Source organism: Chryseobacterium sp. BIGb0232 (assembly GCF_024810195.1).
Classification (GTDB): Bacteria; Bacteroidota; Bacteroidia; order Flavobacteriales; family Weeksellaceae; genus Chryseobacterium; species Chryseobacterium pennae.
Map to the genome: position 1 here is coordinate 752,460 of NZ_JANUEH010000002.1, position 16,907 is coordinate 769,366.

General features: G+C 37.3%; 15 protein-coding genes. 4 read left to right on the forward strand and 11 right to left on the reverse strand.

The genetic code is table 11. The features are described 5' to 3' along the window. Nucleotides 1–70 precede the first annotated feature (70 nt). The gene (locus M2372_RS09450; RefSeq protein ID WP_185018842.1) at nt 71–1,417 is read right to left on the reverse strand and encodes an MFS transporter; all 1,347 of its coding nucleotides are present in this window, start codon (nt 1,415–1,417) and stop codon (nt 71–73) included. Nucleotides 1,418–1,421: 4 nt separating this feature from the next. After that, nucleotides 1,422–2,861 (reverse strand): mannitol dehydrogenase family protein, encoded by a 1,440-nt coding sequence (locus M2372_RS09455; protein WP_123320054.1) that lies wholly within the window; start codon nt 2,859–2,861, stop codon nt 1,422–1,424. A 164-nt stretch (nt 2,862–3,025) separates the two neighbouring features. On the opposite strand from M2372_RS09455, the gene M2372_RS09460 reads away from it, so the two are divergent. Next, nucleotides 3,026–4,030, forward strand: a complete 1,005-nt coding sequence (locus tag M2372_RS09460; RefSeq protein WP_123320133.1) for a LacI family DNA-binding transcriptional regulator — start codon at nt 3,026–3,028, stop codon at nt 4,028–4,030. 260 nt (nt 4,031–4,290) lie between these two features. After that, a complete protein-coding gene (gene lgt / locus M2372_RS09465) occupies nt 4,291–5,127 on the forward strand; it encodes a prolipoprotein diacylglyceryl transferase (RefSeq protein WP_123320056.1) in 837 nt (278 codons plus the stop codon). Between the two features lie 76 nt (nt 5,128–5,203). Here the strand turns inward: lgt and M2372_RS09470 are convergent, their stop codons facing one another. Continuing rightward, nucleotides 5,204–5,959: an SDR family oxidoreductase gene (locus tag M2372_RS09470; RefSeq protein ID WP_123320057.1), complete on the reverse strand. Its 756-nt coding sequence runs from the start codon at nt 5,957–5,959 to the stop codon at nt 5,204–5,206. Nucleotides 5,960–6,648: 689 nt separating this feature from the next. On the opposite strand from M2372_RS09470, the gene M2372_RS09475 reads away from it, so the two are divergent. After that, the gene (locus tag M2372_RS09475; protein WP_109738810.1) at nt 6,649–7,071 is read left to right on the forward strand and encodes a cold shock domain-containing protein; all 423 of its coding nucleotides are present in this window, start codon (nt 6,649–6,651) and stop codon (nt 7,069–7,071) included. Between the two features lie 82 nt (nt 7,072–7,153). Beyond that, complete coding sequence (locus tag M2372_RS09480; RefSeq protein WP_259080731.1) at nt 7,154–7,288, forward strand: hypothetical protein; 135 nt, start codon at nt 7,154–7,156, stop codon at nt 7,286–7,288. Between the two features lie 54 nt (nt 7,289–7,342). On the opposite strand, the gene M2372_RS09485 is transcribed toward M2372_RS09480, so the two are convergent. The 8 genes from M2372_RS09485 to queG form a co-directional block, all read right to left on the reverse strand. Further along, the gene (locus M2372_RS09485; RefSeq protein ID WP_123320058.1) at nt 7,343–8,791 is read right to left on the reverse strand and encodes a TolC family protein; all 1,449 of its coding nucleotides are present in this window, start codon (nt 8,789–8,791) and stop codon (nt 7,343–7,345) included. Continuing rightward, nucleotides 8,772–11,894, reverse strand: a complete 3,123-nt coding sequence (locus M2372_RS09490; RefSeq protein WP_123320059.1) for an efflux RND transporter permease subunit — start codon at nt 11,892–11,894, stop codon at nt 8,772–8,774. Before M2372_RS09490 ends, M2372_RS09485 begins: the two co-directional genes overlap by 20 nt. Nucleotides 11,895–11,922: 28 nt before the next feature. Next, entirely contained in the window at nt 11,923–12,963 is a 1,041-nt protein-coding gene (locus M2372_RS09495; protein ID WP_228455739.1) for an efflux RND transporter periplasmic adaptor subunit, read from the reverse strand. A 107-nt stretch (nt 12,964–13,070) separates the two neighbouring features. Continuing rightward, a complete protein-coding gene (locus M2372_RS09500; RefSeq protein WP_148060784.1) occupies nt 13,071–13,439 on the reverse strand; it encodes a hypothetical protein in 369 nt (122 codons plus the stop codon). Nucleotides 13,440–13,700: 261 nt separating this feature from the next. After that, complete coding sequence (locus tag M2372_RS09505) at nt 13,701–14,153, reverse strand: SRPBCC family protein (protein ID WP_123320061.1); 453 nt, start codon at nt 14,151–14,153, stop codon at nt 13,701–13,703. A gap of 11 nt (nt 14,154–14,164) precedes the next feature. Further along, on the reverse strand, nt 14,165–14,812 hold the full coding sequence (locus M2372_RS09510; RefSeq protein ID WP_123320062.1) for a murein L,D-transpeptidase catalytic domain-containing protein: 648 nt from the start codon (nt 14,810–14,812) through the stop codon (nt 14,165–14,167). 2 nt (nt 14,813–14,814) lie between these two features. Beyond that, nucleotides 14,815–15,498: a TIGR02117 family protein gene (locus M2372_RS09515; protein ID WP_123320063.1), complete on the reverse strand. Its 684-nt coding sequence runs from the start codon at nt 15,496–15,498 to the stop codon at nt 14,815–14,817. Nucleotides 15,499–15,859: 361 nt separating this feature from the next. Beyond that, nucleotides 15,860–16,798 (reverse strand): tRNA epoxyqueuosine(34) reductase QueG, encoded by a 939-nt coding sequence (queG, locus tag M2372_RS09520; RefSeq protein ID WP_115973041.1) that lies wholly within the window; start codon nt 16,796–16,798, stop codon nt 15,860–15,862. Nucleotides 16,799–16,907: the final 109 nt, after the last annotated feature.

Below are 16,907 nucleotides of genomic sequence, written 5' to 3' on the forward strand. Positions count from 1 at the left end.
AAACATTAGATGTCTATATCTGGTAATATTTACCGGATACTGAAGGTTTTCAGGAAAAATAAAGATGGGGTTATTGAATAAGATCCTTTTCTCTTATCCGTGATCCAAACAGAGCATAAACCAGCATCAGCAATTCGCAGATCACTGTAAGCCACCAGGTCCATCTCCACGAGCCTAAAATATCTGCAAGACCTCCCTGGATAAGGGTAAAGACAGCCCCGCCAAATACTGCAGAAATAAAGATTCCAGATGCTTTCGAGGTATATTTGTTCAGTCCTTTTATGGAAAGGGTATAGATACAGCTCCACATAGAGGAATGAAGCAGACCGATTGCTACCAGAAACCAAAGGTTCTGTGTAACCATAGAAATGATACCAAGAATAGTGGCAAGGATTGTAGTGGTTACCAGCTGTGTTCTTGCAGAAATTTTACTAAAGAAGCTTGATATAGCCCTTCCCACAAGGAAGCCTCCCCAATATAATGTAGACAGTAATGCATGAATTCCTAAATCCATACCACCGATGATAATATCTGACTTTCCAAAAAAAGTGATCGGATGGCCGGAATCCATCAGCTCAAAAGCATACAGATTAATATTGGCACCAATAGCAACTTCAGTTCCTACATAAAAGAAAATTGCCAGAACGCCCAGTACAAAATGTCTGAATGACCAGATGCTTCTTTCAAGCTTTTCTTCTCCCACCACTCTGGTATGGGCCAAATCCGGAAGATGAAGCCTTTTGGTGATTATCATTACAGTAACTATACAGATGATAAGGGCAGAAAGCGGTAACAGCAACTGCCTGATTTCTATATTTTCAATAGAAATCCCACTGAACATCACTACGGTCACAAAAAATGGTGCAGAAGTTGTCCCAATGGAATTAATTGCGGTCAGAATGTTCAGCCGCTGTACGGGCTGGGTACCTTTCAATTCATAGGATGCAGCATAGGGATTCACCACAACCTGAATAATAGCTGCAGAAGTACCCATCAGGTAAGAACCTATGACGAAAACGATAAACCCGACAGGAATAACGGCATCTTTTATACTGAATTTCAAATCGGAATATTGATCCCCTATCCAGGATGAACACAAATACATAAAAAGACCGGAAATCATAAATAAAAGGCCACGCAGGATCGTATTCTTGTATCCAAAAGCATTGACCCATTTACTTCCCAGGGTTCCGTTCAGAAGGTACCCCAGGAAGAAGAAAAAGGAAATCAAAGTTGTAAATGTGTTTTTCAGGCTGCCTGCTTGGCTCAGAAAAGTGAACTTCAAAGGGGCCTGAAGCTGTTCATTCACCGTTGTCAGAAAACCCACAATGAAATAAATAAAAGTGATAATAGCAAACGGTAGCATAGCGTTGTTTGACTTGTTTCCCGAGGATACGGTATTTGAATTTACTTGCATGACCTTAGTATTTTATAATTGATTTTAAAACTGAAGAGATTCCTGAATCTTTGATATTCTGTACGAAGCGGATATACAGTTCCACGAATTGTTCAGAAGTTTTCAGATAAATTCCTTTAAAAGCTGATAATTCTAAAAAATCCAAAGGATTTTCACTACCAATAAGCAGTTCATCGCTAATCGTTAGCCACGGTTCAGTTACCTCGAAAGTATTTCCATGGCTGTCTGTCTTATATTTCAGATAATGTCTGTAGGAAGCAATAAGGAAGGCAGGTCTGGTAAGATCCTTAGCCCCTTTTATCATTTTATCAAGATTAGGAATAATATATACCGGAAATTTTGAAACCCCGTCAGAGCATAGGCGGCTCACCTGATCACTGACGCTATGATTCGCAAATCTTTCAATAAGGGTCTGTTTGTATTTTTCCAAATCTGTATTTTCCGGAGCCGGAACAAAAGGAGTAATATCAATATCCATAAAATCCCTTATAAACTGTACCAAATCTGCATCTTCCATAGCCAGATCTACCTTACGGTATCCCATCAGAAAGGCAGGATAGGACAGCAATGTGTGTGAAGCATTCAGAAGACTGAGTTTCATATTTTCAAATGATGTTACATCATTGGTAAATTCTACTCCTACTCTTTCCCAGGCTGGTCTTCCTGCAATAAAGCAATCTTCTATTACCCATTGGGCAAAATCTTCACAGTATACAGGAACTTTATCATTTGTTCCGTTCAGCCTGTTCAGTCTTTCTACATCTGCATACATTGTAGTTGGTGTAATGCGGTCTACCATGCTGTTCGGGAAAGCTACATTTTTCATTATCCATTCCGCAAGTTCCTTATCCTGTGCTTGTATAAAACTGGTAAAGGCTTTCTTTGCCATATTTCCGTTCTGCAGAAGATTGTCACATGAAAGAATCGTAATAGGACCACCATTTTGTCTTTTTCTTTGGCGTAAGCCCTCTGCAATGAATCCGAATACCGTAGAAGGACTGGCGGGATTATCCAGGTCATGTTGTATATTTTCATTGTCAAGTATGAATTCACCGGTTTCCTTATCAAGATTATATCCACCTTCTGTAATAGTTAAGGTGATGATCCTGATATCGGCATCAGCAATTTTTTTAACGATAGCACCGGGATTATCACCAGCCCAAATCAATTCGCGCAGTGAATCAATTCTATAAACTTCATTTACTCCGTTTCTTCCACAAACTGTGAGCGAATATTTAAGGTTCTGCTCTCTTAGGCCATTGAATACATTCTCATCTGAAGGCAGTAAGCATACTCCACAAACACCCCATGTCTGCTGATCCTTGTCATTCAGCAGCATATGCGTATAAAACTGTTGATGAGCTCTGTGAAAATTTCCTACACCGATGTGTAAAATCCCAGTACAGATTTCCGAAGAATTATAATTACAATAAATAATACTCATAATTAGTATAATATTTAATAAATTGATTAGTTTGTTAAATATATATTAACAAATAGTTGACTTATAAGTTTTTTTACCAAATCACAATTGGGAACGTTCCCAAAACTAAGGGAACGTTCCCAATAGGATATTTTTTTATTATTTTTAACAAAAAAACAGAGCTAATGAAACGCATAACGATAAAAGATTTGTCCAAATTTTTGTCATTATCTACCTCTACAATCTCAAGAGCACTGCTTCATGACAAAAATGTGAATGAAGAAACAAGAAAACGGATATTGGATGCAGCGGAAAAATTGGGATATAAACCCAACCTTACAGCCTTGAATTTACAATCCGGACAATCCAAAACTATCGGGTTTGTAGTGCCTGAAATGATTACTCCTTTTTCTGCGAAAGTCCTCAAAGGAATTCAGAATATCCTTTATCCGTTGGGATATAGAATCATCATTACACAATCTGATGAAGATTCTTGTATTGAAAGAAAAAACCTGCAGCTCCTTGAAGAGTTCAATGTGGATGCTATCATTATTAATCTCTGCCACGAAACATATAATAATGATATTTATCAACATATTATGAAGCAAGGAACTCCATTGATATTTTTTGACAGAATTCCCCATGAATCTCTGGATGTATCGAAAGTAATAGTCAATGATTATATTAAAGCTTCGCTGATGGTGGAATACTTAATCAAAACTGGGCGAAAAAGAATTGTTCACATGATGGGACCGGCTACTATTCGAAACGCGATGGAAAGAGTGAATGGCTATAAGCGTATTCTCATGAAATATAACATTTTTGATGAAAACCTTATTGTACAGGCGGATGGAATGACTTTTGAACACGGAAAAAAGGCCATCAAACAGCTAATAAGCAAAAATATAGAGTTTGACAGTATTTTTGCATTTAGTGACACATTAGCTTTAGGGGCCATGAATTACCTTCATGAACAGAAGATAAGAATTCCTGATGATGTAGCAGTTGCCAGTTTCTCCGGAACGGAACTATCATCCATGGTTTTCCCTCAGCTTACCAGTGTACAGCAACCTTTGGAAAAGATGGGTGAGATTGCTGCAGAACTGGCTTTAGAAAAAATTAAAAATAACTCTTCTCCAAGCAAATGTATTATAATGGATGCAGAATTAATCTATAGAGCTTCTACCTGACAGTATTCCGGAAACAATAATCTTCTTTCCTAAGATGGGGATGATGATCGATATTATTTTATCCTCCCTTTCATGGTTTTAACCAATTTACCATCGTTCAGTTCTTAAGCTTTTTATAGAAAAACTTTGAAAAATGCAAAGCAGTATACAATCCCACTAAAACTCTACAATTCAGTCCGTTGATTCTCAAAACAGGGTTGTCGCTCAAAAAAATCCTATTTTTCTTATCTTTGCATCCGTAAAATCCGATAACAATATCAATGAGTTTATTATACATCAACTGGAATGTGAATCCTGAAATCGTTAATATTTTAGGTGTTTCCGTCAAATACTATGGCCTTTTATTTCTTTCAGGGCTTGTTTTATGCTTTAATATTTTAAAAAAGATCTATAAAAAAGAAAATCTGAGTACACAGGCACATGATGCTTTATTTTCATATGCCCTTATCGGAATTTTTGCCGGAGCCAGGTTAGGGCACTGCATCTTTTATGATTTCGATTACTATTCTCAGCATCCGCTTGAAATCTTCCTGCCAATCCAGAGAGGTCCGGATGGAGCCTACCACTTTACCGGTTTTGCAGGGCTTGCAAGCCATGGTGGGGGAATTGGATTGATGATTATGCTGCTGATCTATGCGAGAAAGTTTAAGATCCCATTAATGACAGTTTTGGATGCTATTGCTATTGTACTTCCTTTAGGTGGAGTTTTTATCAGGCTTGCCAATCTTATGAACTCGGAAATCATTGGAGTTCCTACCAATGTTCCATGGGCTTTTATATTCCATCAGGTAGATGATCTTCCAAGACATCCTGCACAGTTGTATGAGGCAATCTCTTATTTATTTATTTTCCTTTTCGTATACCTTATTTATAAGAAAGATATATTCAAAATCGGAAAAGGGTTTTACTTTGGGATCAGTATTCTTTTAATTTTTATCATGAGAATCCTGATCGAATTTATTAAAGTAGATCAGGTTGAATTTGAACATGGAATGAGCTTAAATATGGGACAGCTTTTAAGTATTCCTTTTGTGCTTCTGGGATTGTTTTTCATTATTAAAAGTATTCTGGACAAAGGAAAAATGAAAACTTTATAGTTTCGTACTCCTTCAGATCAATAAAAAACTCACTGAAAACAATTTTCAGTGAGTTTATTTTTTTATGCATTTCAGATTATCTTGTTGTATAACCACCATTGGCAAAAATAGTCTGCCCTGTGATCCACCAGCCATCAGTAACTAAAAATTCTACCAATGGAGCGATATCTTTAATATTGGTAAGCCCACCCAATGCTGAGGCAGATTTATGATAAGCCACTGCATCATCTGTTTCCTGACCGTAGAAGAAAGGAGTATCCATTGGGCCAGGTGCCACTGCTGTTACAGAAATTCCTCTGGCTCCGAATTCCTTAGATGCAGCTCTGGTAAAATGCTCCACAGGTGCCTTTGCTCCTGCATAAGTAGAATACAAACCTGTATATGCTGCCAGTAACGAAGTAACAATTGTACAGATCTTTCCGTGGTCATTTATTTTTTTACCTGCTTCCTGCAAAAAGAAGTAAGCTGATTTTGAATTTATGTTGAACATAGTATCATATTCTGCTTCTGTAGTTTCTGAAAATGGTTTTTTAAGGACCATTCCTACTGTATTGATTGCAATATCGACTCCTCCAAAACGGGAAATAGTTTCATCAAAAAACTTGGTAAGATTATCCACTTTAGTAAGATCACCCTGAAACAGAAATGCTTCAGCACCCAATGCCTGAACTTCTGCCAGAGTCTTTTCACTTTCTGCTCTTGAGCTTTCACTATTATAGTGTATTGCCAGTTTTGCTCCTTTTGCTGCAAAATCTCTACTTAGCAATCCACCAAGGTTTTTACCTCCTCCGGCTATTAAAACAACTTTTCCTTTTACATCTTGTGTTGACATTATTTTATTTTTTATTTGTTAATGAAGCAAAGATGAATAATAAAAAGCATCTCAACATGGTGAATTTTTCGGAAATTTCAGATAGACTTCAATTTTAACTTTAAAAATATTATAAAATTTATATAAACATATTTTTTCCAATATCCTATTATCTACCAAGCAGATAGAGTTTACATCCCATTTTATATATTAAACAGTTGCTTAACTTTTCCAGCTTAAGTGAATTTTAGGCACAACATTTGATGCTTTCCCACCCATATTAACACACCATTTCATTCTTAATATATTTTTTTAAATCCTCAGTTTACTGGGGATTTTTTATAAAAAGCCGTCAATACTGCTTTATTCTCCTGTAAATAAGACTGTCTGGACAGATTTTCATAAAAACCATTTCTGATAATCAATCATTTAAAAACAGTTTTATTCATTTTATTGTTGTATATTTGCATATTATTAACAGGTCACTACTTTGTTTTCTGTAACGACTTAGAATAAATTTATTCAGTCTTTGCTTTTTGAGCAGCCATATTTTTAACTTTTATTCTTCTACCCAGAACAATACTTGTCGGAATTTTAAAGCTCTGTATTATTAGGGAAACCCAGAACAGAAAACATCGGCGGGCTTTAAGGTCTAAGGCAGACCAGAGTGAACAATACAATTTATAGAAACTAAATACTAAAAATAATTTATGGCAGATTCTTTTTCTAAAAAGGAAAATTTCAAGAAAAAAATTCAAAAGCAAAAAGAAAAAGCGCTAAGACGCGAAGATCGTAAGACGAACAACAACAAAGGAGCGGAGGACGTATTCATGTATGTAGATGAATTCGGAAGATTAACTTCTACTCCACCTGAACAAAGACAGGAAGTAAACCTTGATGATATTCAATTGGGAGCTGCTCCTATTATTGAGGAAGATCCAAGAAAAACAGGGATTGTTACTTTCCTTAGTGAAAAAGGATATGGTTTCATTACCGAAGATAACAGCAAAGAAAACATCTTCTTCCACAATAACAACTGTGTAGAACCGGTGAAAAAAGGAAACAAAGTTTCTTTTGAAAAGGAAAAATCTCCAAAAGGATTTTCTGCAGTTGAGATTCAGATTGTTAAATAAGATCAGTACATTCTGCATGATATTGCAGATATGTTTTTAAACTATACAGAAAGAGACCGTCTTAAAGACCGTCTCTTTTTTTATGAAAGAGGAACTGGGTTTTACAAAATTAGATTCTAAAGCAAACATATGGGGTAACCGCCTGGAAGCTCAGTTTGTACTTCTGAAAATCAAAAGAAGCTGCCTCGCAGTGAGACAGCCTCTTTCTTCATCGTAAAAAATAAAAATGGCCGGTTTAACAAAACCGAAAAATGATTGTTTAAAATATAAGTTAGTTCTGATTCAGCTTTCCTCCTAAAGCCTTAAACAACAAAACATTATTTCTGGTATTCTGATGCTGGAACTGTAAAAGATCAAGTTCTGCAATCAATTTGCTTTTCTGTGAATTAATCAGTTCAAAATAATTGGCATATCCTGTTAGATACAGATCATTGGAAACTTCAACTCCTCGATCCAGAAAGCCGACCTCTTCTGATTTTAATTTTAAAACCTTTTCGTAAATTCTGGTCTGTTTCAAAATAGACTGAAGCTCATTAAAGGCAGTGGTTATGCTTTTCTGATAATTTAAAAAAGCTATCTCCTGCTCTTTACTGGCTACTTTAAACTCATACTTAAGCTGACCTTTATTAAAAACGGGTACCATCAATCCACCCAACAGCTGCCCTGCTAATGAACTTGGTTTGAAAAGTGTTTCCACAGAAAAGGAATTCATCCCGATCCCTGCACCCAGGTCAATTTTAGGGTAAAAAGCAGCTCTTGCAGCTTTTGCATCGGCCTGAGAAGCCTCCAATACATAATAATTAGCAGCTACATCCGGCCTTGCATGGATCACAGCTTCTACATTCACAGTTCTGTTTAAAACATCAGTATTTGTTGGCATCAGCGTTTTACCACGTTTTACTTCGCCACCATAACTTCCTGTTAAAGTTGTGATCGCCTGCTCTACAGTAACGATCTCCACTTTAATATGTTCAATTTCTGCCAGCCAGTTATTATTCTGAGCTTTAAACTGCTGGACAGCAAGTTCTGTAGCTTTTCCCACTTCACGCTGCGCCAGAACAATTTCGAAGGCTCTCTGCTGGAGTTTATAGTTCTTCTGATAAATGGCCAGACGGTTATCTAAAGTTACCAACTGATAATACAGATTCGCAATATCTGTGAAAAGTTCTACCTGAAGCAATCGCAGCCCTTCCGTAGAAGCCAGATACTTCTTTTGGGCAGCAATTTTTTTATTCTTCAGTTTCCCCCAGGCATCAATTTCCCAGCTGCTTCTTGCTCCCAGCCAGTAATTGGGAGTAAAATCACGGTTGATTTTCTGGTCTTCGGTAATATTGGGAGAAAGGTTAGTGTCATAATTTCCCACTCCTTCCATGGTATACTTTCCATAACGGTTTCCGGCAACTTCTGCTCCTACCTCAAGAGAAGGCAAAAGATCCATTTTTGATCTTTGCAGGAAGCTGTTAGCAATTTCCACTCTTTGTTGTGCAATCTGAAAATCAGGATTGGCCTGAACAACTTTATCGAAAAGTTCCAACAAGTGAGTATCTGTGAAATACGCTTTCAGATTCAGGTGTTGAAATTCTTCTGAGCTGGCTGATTTAGCAGGCATTTCCGGAAGCGCCTGAGCTTTTTTCAGTTCAGCAACCTTCGGAACGGCACAAGAAGCTAAGCTTAAAGCGGCTATTCCATACAAAATATGTCTATGATTTAATCTTTTCATCTTTCTTCTTATTTTCAAGTTTTGCAAAGAATATATACAGTCCCGGAATGACCACCAATCCGAAAACAGTTCCTATCAGCATTCCTCCTGCTGCTGCCGTACCAATGGAACGGTTACCGATTGCTCCCGCTCCGGATGCTATACACAACGGAATAAGACCGGCCACAAAAGCAAAGGAAGTCATCAGGATAGGCCTCAGACGTTGTCTTGCTCCTTCAATAGCTGCCGGAATAATATCGTATCCCTGTTTGTTTCTGGCTACAGCAAATTCTACAATCAGAATGGCATTTTTAGCCAATAGTCCGATCAGCATGACCAGAGCCACCTGTGCATAAATATTATTATCCAACCCTGCCAGTACCAATGCGATATAGGATCCGAAGATTCCTGTCGGAAGACTCAATAGTACAGGCATCGGAAGAAGGAAACTTTCATATTGCGCTGCCAATAAAAGGTATACGAACAACAGACAGATCAGGAAAATATATACCGTCTGGTTTCCGGATAGAATTTCTTCCCTTGTCATCCCGGACCATTCAATATCGAAACCTCTTGGTAGGATCTCTTTGGCTACACGTTCTACAGCAGCAATAGCATCACCGGAACTGTATCCCTCAGCAGGTTCCCCATTAATCATAGCCGACATATACATATTGTATCTTGTAAGTACCTCTGGTCCATATACTTTTTCAATAGTGATAAACGTTGAAAAAGGAACCATTTCACCTTTATCATTTTTAAGATATAAATTGAGAATGCTTTCAGGGGTGTCCCTGTGTTCCGGGCTTGCCTGAACCATCACTTTATACATTTGGCTAAAACGGATAAAATTGGTTGCATAATAAGATCCCAGCATAGTTTGTAATGTGGACATCGCATTGTCTACAGATACTCCTTTCTTCGCTGCCATATCATAATCCACATTAATCATATATTGCGGGAAAGTAGCATCAAAGCTGGTAAAGTTGTTCTGCAGCTCGGGAGCTTCATTCAGTTTTTTGACAAAATCTTTGGTGATTTTATCAGTATTTTCAATGGTCCCCCCTGTTCTGTCCAGTAAACGCAATTCAAAACCACTGGTATTTCCGAACCCAGGAACCGTTGGTGGTGCAAAGATTTCAATCTGGGCATCTGCAATTCCTTTTGTTTTTTCTGAAAGTTCGGTGATCAGGTCATTGACTGAAATGGATCTTTCTTTCCAGTCTTTAAGGTTAATCATGGCCATTCCGTAGGATGAACCTGCGATTTCTGTTACAATACTGTATCCTGCAAGAGTGGTTACGTTTTCTACACCTTTTATTTTCTTGGCAATAACCGTTACTTCATCCAGTACTTTTTCCGTTCTTTCTACCGTAGCTCCCTGCGGAGTGGTTACACTTACATATACCATTCCCTGATCTTCCATTGGAATAAATCCGGTGGGAAGGAACTTACTGGTCACAAATGTTAATCCTATAAATAAGAACAATAGCCCAAAAGTAACTGTAGTTCTTGTTGCAAATTTTGATAGAATATTTACGTAGCCATTAGTCAGTCTTTCAAAGCCTATATTAAAGCTCTGGAAAGCCCTATCAATAATGGTCTTCTTTTTATTGTGATCGTGTGGTTTTAAAATAATGGCACACAATGCCGGAGTAAGCGTTAATGCATTCACCCCAGAAATCACAATACTGATGGCTAATGTTAATGAAAACTGTCGGTAAAATACTCCCACCGGACCATCAAGGAATGCTACGGGAATAAATACTGCAGACATTACAATGGTGATTGCTATTACTGCTCCTGCAATTTCTTTTGTAGCACTGATAGTAGCATCCATTGCGTTCATACCTTCTTCCATTTTTACATGGACAGCTTCTACGACGACAATCGCATTATCCACCACAATTCCGATGGCCAGTACCAAAGCAAATAAAGTTAATAGGTTTACTGAGAAATCCAGCATATTCATAAAGGCAAAGGTTCCTACCAATGCTACCGGAACTGCCAATACAGGAATTAACGTAGAACGCCAGTCCTGAAGGAAAATAAATACTACAATTCCTACCAAAATAAAGGCTTCGATAAGAGTTATCAATACCGCACTGATTGAAGCATCAAGGAATCTGGAAACATCGTAGGCCATATTGAATTCCATTCCGGGTGGGAATGAAGTACCTTTTAATTCTTCCATTTTAGCCTTTACATTTTCAATAACTTCAGAGGCATTGGATCCCGGACGCTGCTTCATCATAATAGATGCAGAAGGTCTTCCGTCTGTCTTGGAAACCATTCCGTAATTCATCGCCCCGAATTCCACTTTGGCAATATCTTTAAGTTTCAAAATCGTTCCGTCTACATCTGACCTGATGGGAACTTCTTCATATTGTTTAGGCTCAAAGAATTTCCCTTTATATTTAACTACGTACTGTAGCTGACTGGAAGTTTTCCCTGAAGTTTCTCCTACCTTTCCTGGTGCTGCCGAAATATTCTGTTTTTGCAAAGAAGTAATCACTTCATCTGCTGAAATATTATACGCTGCCATCTTCTGCGGATCCAGCCAAACTCTCATAGAGTATTCTTTCTGTCCCATGATCTCTGCACGGCCTACTCCATCAATACGTTTCAGTTCCTGAAGAACATTAATATCCGTAAAATTGTAAATGAACTGCTCATCCTGGCTTGGGTCTGTACTCGTAATGTTGAGGTACATCAGCATACTGTTCACCTCCTTTTCAGTAGTTACTCCGGCACGGATTACCTCTTCAGGGAGCTCATCCAAGATGGTTGTCACCCTGTTCTGAACATTTACTGCTGCTACATCGGGATCGGTTCCTACTTCAAAGAAAACCTGGATCAAAGTAAGCCCGTCATTGGAAGTTACCGTTGACATATACGTCATTCCCGGTACTCCGTTGATGGCTCGTTCCAATGGAAGTGCAACCGCATTGGCTGATACTTCGGCATTGGCTCCGGTATATTTTGCTGTTACCGTTACGGAGGGCGGTACAATATCCGGGAACTGGGTAATCGGCATCTTTAATAAGGCCATAATTCCCAGCAATACAAATAATATGGAAATAACCAACGAAAGAACCTTTCGTCTTATAAACATCTCTACCATAATAAGTTGATTTAAAGATTATGAAAGGTTAATACTTCTTTTTGATTTTAATAACATCACCATCCTTCAAGGACTGAGTACCTTCATAAATGATTAAATCTCCTTTTTTAAGACCGCTTTCCACCATATAGGAATCTCTCAGTGTGTTTCCAATCTTAATGTTTGTCATTTTGGCTCTATTCTGTTTGTCCACGACAAAAACATAGGTTTTATCCTGAATAGAGAATGTAGATTTCTGTGGAATAAGAATGGCCTTATCCTGATTTTCGGAAATAATGAGTTTTCCCGAGGTACCGTGCTTAATCAAGTGATCAGGATTTGGGAAAAGGACTTTATAGCGGATAGATCCTGTAGTTCGGTCGATTTCTCCCTCTGCTGTTTTTAAAGCTCCGTTAAACTGATAGTTTACACCATTTGGCAGGGTCAGTTCAATTTTCTGATGATTCCCTATCTTATCATTAGCCAAAAGTTCAAAATAAAGGTTTTCCGGAATTGAAAAGTAGGCATACACCTCATTAAGCTGGGATAATGTAGTTAATAAAGTTCCATTTTCCACCAAACTTCCGTCTTTATGAGGAATAACGTCAATAACGCCATCAAACGGAGCCGTAATTCTGGTAAAACTGATTTTCTGAAGCACAGCTCTCTTTTCAGCATCAGCAAAAGCATTCTTAGCCTGAGCTGATGAAAGCTTAGCCTTTACCAGTTCCAGTTCGTTATTCGCTACAAACTTTTTAGCATGAAGGCTCTGAATCTGTTTCAATTCTACTTCAACGATGCGGACATCTGCCTGAGTCTGTTTTAAAGTAGCATTAGCCTTTAAAAGTTCCATCTGCAGTTCAGCATCATTGATTTTAAATAAAGGCTGTCCCTGATGAACAAACTGTCCTTCATTGACGTAAATATGCTGAATAATTCCACCAATCCTGGACCTCATTTCCACATTTTTCTTAGCCTGAATATCAGTCACAAACTGGTTGCTTACCAAGGTATCTTTTTCCTTGATTTCCAGTACCGGAACTTCTTTGTCTTTTTGACTGTTTTTTTGCTTGTCTTTATTACATGACACTGCGAATAATATTGCAAAGCTGCAAATTATTACATTTTTAAAATACATTTCTGAATGTTTAGGTTATAAAATTTTCGCTAAAATAATTTGAAATTCAATAACTTAAACTAGTACAATTGGAGAAGATGGAGAAAGGACTTTACTCCACAGATAAGGGAAACTGCAATATCAGGAAGCATGATTTTCGGAGCAATTTTTAATGCTGCCGAAAAATCCCCAACTGCAGGATCTTCCTTACGACCTGAATGTTTAACAATTTTAGAAGCCGCAGGCAAGGCATGCGTGTTCATATCTGCCTCTTCATAAACATCCAGAAGATGAATATTATTTACATGGGGAAGATGAGGGATATCCTGCAATGATTTTTCTACCCAATTCGAATTGAAAAGGGTAAAAACCAGCATGATATAAAAATAGAAAAGTGACCTCAGACTCGCCATGTCAATCAGAATACAGTAAAAACGATAGTTCTGCAAAAGTAAGAAATTTTGATGGAGTTCCCGTCCTTTAACTGTTAAAAAAACTTAAACAATACTGATAAAATCACACTTTTTGAAGATTAGCGTACGTGCTATCAACAATATCATTTTATTAAAACAGTAATTGATTAGGGATATTAATGTTATTCTGAATACAAACTGAAGGTTTGTGAACATAATTTGGAAGAGAAATGAAGAATCTATAAAGTCATCAATGAGATTTTTTCTTCTTCAGAATGACAAACAGCCTGAGCTCTTTTAAAACAATCTGCTCAGAACTCTGAAACGATAATCAAAAATAGAGTCCAGTTTCTTTTTCACGAATAAAGAATGGGCAATTTCTCCTAAGAATCTCATAGGAAGTTCGTAATCTATGGTATCTCTCATCAGAACACCTTCGTTATTGGGAATAAACTCATGATGGTGGTTCCATAATTTGTATGGGCCTTTTCTTTGGAAGTCTATGAAGTTTTTCTGAAAATCTACATGGGTAATTTCTGTCTGCCATTTCATTTTGACTCCAAATAATGGCGAAACATAGTAATCGATGAGCATCCCTTCATAAATTTCGTCATCTTCCATTTCTGTCAATACAGTAAATCCCATATCCTTTGGCGTAATTTCTGAAAGGTTATTGGCTGAGGAAAAGAATTTCCAGGCGGTTTCTATATCACAATTTAATTGTTGCTCACGGAAAAGCTTATGTTTCATCTTACTTCTTTTTAATTATATATCCACATCAGAACAGGCTTTGTTGAATTTTGAATCATCGGGTCAATTTCCTTCATAGCATTATTTGAAATGGTAGGACAGCCCCATCCTTCCGGTGATCCTTCTGGAAACATTTCCTCATCACTCATCATATCCCAGGAGTGAAAAACTATGAATCTCTTCAAGGCATTGCTATTGGTTTCTTCAAGACCATGCATCAGATACTTTATATTAATTCCCCATTCACTGTAGCCTCTGTCCTGCAATTTATATTTTCCCAAAGAGGAAAGGTGGCTTCCGTCTTCGTTACTGAATGTTGGCTTATCTTTTGACTCATCCCTGCTCCAGCTATTCAATCCACAACCATGGCCTACCAGATATTCTTTGGAAATAGTTTCCTTGTCAAAATCCCAGACAAAAAAACGTTTTACACCAGAATGAAGACTCATATCGATCAGAATACAAAAATCTGTACTCAAATTCTTTGCGCTGCAGAATTTCAATGCTTCTTCTGCTTTATTTTTTACTTTGGCAAGATCAGCCTCGGGCTTCTTTTTAGCCATTAGAGGAGTAGCATCAGCAGGATGTTTATATTCTTTCTTCTCTTTTGTGCAGGACAAAAATAAAAGAATAATACTGAACAGAAAAAAAGGTTTCATACTTATTTATAATGCTGGAAAATTCCAAAATCAGAAGGTGTCCAAAGCGCGGCCTTTTGTCCTGCAGCCTTCAACGCATTATTGCTCCAGGTATTGCAGGTATAAAGAAAGCTATAAGTTCCTCTGGCATCATAAAATGCATCATTATCACTATACACGGCATCTGTAGGAATCAGCATGAACTTTCCGTTCTGATCTCTATCGAATTTATCTTCTACAAATTTGATTAAATTTTGATACTGGCTTCTGCTGATCATAATCATTTTACAATCTTCTCCTTCTTTCATTGCATAATAATATGTGCTATGCATTGCTGAATCGCTTAACCAAAAAGCGGCTTTTATCGCCGTTGAGAACTTCAGATCAGCCCAGGTTGGAGTATCCAGATAAAAACCTTTATCACCCCATCCTATTCCAATATATTTATAATCTGTTTTCTTAGACTTTGTATCTGCAAAAGGAATCATAAGACTCCAGTCTTTCATTTCGTTCTTTACAGGCATCACAATATCGGTATGAACACCGTTGGTATAAATGTAAATAGCAATGTCTTTCTGTTCCCCGTCATCTTTGGCTGAAACCGGAATAAACGGAATGAGCAGTCCTAAAAGAACATAAACAATTACAATTCCCAGAATGACTCCCAGAATTTTCAGAGTACCTATTAATATTGTTTTCACATTCATGCTTTTTTAATAAAATTTAATATATAGTTTTTCGTAAAAGTATTTGTTTTAATCGAAAAAATCGCTATATTTAATTACGAAATATTCACAAATATGCGTAAAAATACCAAGTCACAAAAAAGATTTAAAGTAAGAGTAAAAACTGCTCCAAAAAGAGTACAAAAAAAACGTTGATTTTCGGTGAGACTTTAATCTCATGAAAATCAATTTTTCTTTTTAGGAAAGGGTTTTTATATAACTTATTCAATTAAATCCAAACCTCCTTAGGGATAAAAATCTAGGGAATGGTCAATCATCAGCTCTAGTTTGGAACTCAGGAAATTTCCAAAGAAGGAATCGTCACCAAATATTTAAGCAAAAATCAGTCTGAAGAGCGTTTTAAAAATTCAATATTTCTCTGCAATCCTGCAAATTTTGTCCTCTTCACCGGTGATTTTCTGAAGATTTCGGAGAAGATTTCCTGAGTAAGTTCTTTCCATTCTCCTTTTTTGAAATTTTTCAATGCTTCATTGGGCTTAAATCGGCTCTGCTGGTGTGGAGCAGAAAACCGGTTCCAGGGACATACATCCTGGCAGATATCACATCCGAACATCCAGTCTTCCATTTTGCCTTTGAAATGATCCGGAATTTCGTTTTTAAGTTCTATGGTAGCATAAGAAATGCATTTGCTTCCGTCAATGATCTTTTCTGAAACAATAGCATCTGTGGGACAGGCATCAATGCATTTTCTACAGGTTCCGCAATGATCGGTGGTTTCATGATCGGGAATAAGCTCAAGATCACAGATAATTTCTGCTAAAAAATAGAATGAACCATTCTGTTTAGTAATCAGGTTAGCATTTTTCCCAACCCAGCCAATTCCTGATTTTCGTGCCCAGCTTCTTTCCAGCACAGGTGCTGAATCTACAAAAACCCTGAATCCGAATTCTCCGATTTCCTCTTGCAATTCAGCCACCATTTCACGAAGAATTTCCTTGATCACTTCATGGTAATCTTCTGCATAAGCATATTTTGAAATCTTAAAATTTTCCAGAATGGAAATCTTTTCTTCCGGGAAATAGTTATACGAGAGTGAAATGACAGATTTAGAACCTTCCACAAGAAGTCTTGGATCCAATCTTTTGTCGAAATGGTTCTCCATATATTTCATTTCACCATTGAAGTTATTTTTCAGCCATTTTTCAAGGTGTCCGGCATCCTCCTCCAGAAAATCTGCTTTAGATATACCACAACTCTGAAACCCAAAACTTTTTGCCTTGGACTTGATCAGTTGGGTATATTTTTCAGCGCCTGCGTTCATTAATTTCACTCTGCAAAATTAAGATTATTTTATCAATCTTACGATTCGTTACTCTGTTTCGTCTTCATCTTCAGAACTGTTTCTTTTCTGAAAATTTATGTTTTAATTA

Bases quoted from the DNA above. Each gene is read 5' to 3' on its own strand.
- M2372_RS09480 (WP_259080731.1), top strand. From the start codon at position 7,154: ATGAAAGAGGAACTGGGTTTTACAAAATTAGATTCTAAAGCAAACATA.
- lgt (WP_123320056.1), top strand. From the start codon at position 4,291: ATGAGTTTATTATACATCAACTGGAATGTGAATCCTGAAATCGTTAAT.
- M2372_RS09515 (WP_123320063.1), bottom strand. From the start codon at position 15,498: ATGAATGTGAAAACAATATTAATAGGTACTCTGAAAATTCTGGGAGTC.
- M2372_RS09460 (WP_123320133.1), top strand. From the start codon at position 3,026: ATGAAACGCATAACGATAAAAGATTTGTCCAAATTTTTGTCATTATCT.
- M2372_RS09450 (WP_185018842.1), bottom strand. From the start codon at position 1,417: ATGCAAGTAAATTCAAATACCGTATCCTCGGGAAACAAGTCAAACAAC.
- M2372_RS09470 (WP_123320057.1), bottom strand. From the start codon at position 5,959: ATGTCAACACAAGATGTAAAAGGAAAAGTTGTTTTAATAGCCGGAGGA.
- M2372_RS09510 (WP_123320062.1), bottom strand. From the start codon at position 14,812: ATGAAACCTTTTTTTCTGTTCAGTATTATTCTTTTATTTTTGTCCTGC.
- M2372_RS09475 (WP_109738810.1), top strand. From the start codon at position 6,649: ATGGCAGATTCTTTTTCTAAAAAGGAAAATTTCAAGAAAAAAATTCAA.
- queG (WP_115973041.1), bottom strand. From the start codon at position 16,798: ATGAACGCAGGCGCTGAAAAATATACCCAACTGATCAAGTCCAAGGCA.
- M2372_RS09505 (WP_123320061.1), bottom strand. From the start codon at position 14,153: ATGAAACATAAGCTTTTCCGTGAGCAACAATTAAATTGTGATATAGAA.
- M2372_RS09485 (WP_123320058.1), bottom strand. From the start codon at position 8,791: ATGAAAAGATTAAATCATAGACATATTTTGTATGGAATAGCCGCTTTA.
- M2372_RS09490 (WP_123320059.1), bottom strand. From the start codon at position 11,894: ATGGTAGAGATGTTTATAAGACGAAAGGTTCTTTCGTTGGTTATTTCC.
- M2372_RS09455 (WP_123320054.1), bottom strand. From the start codon at position 2,861: ATGAGTATTATTTATTGTAATTATAATTCTTCGGAAATCTGTACTGGG.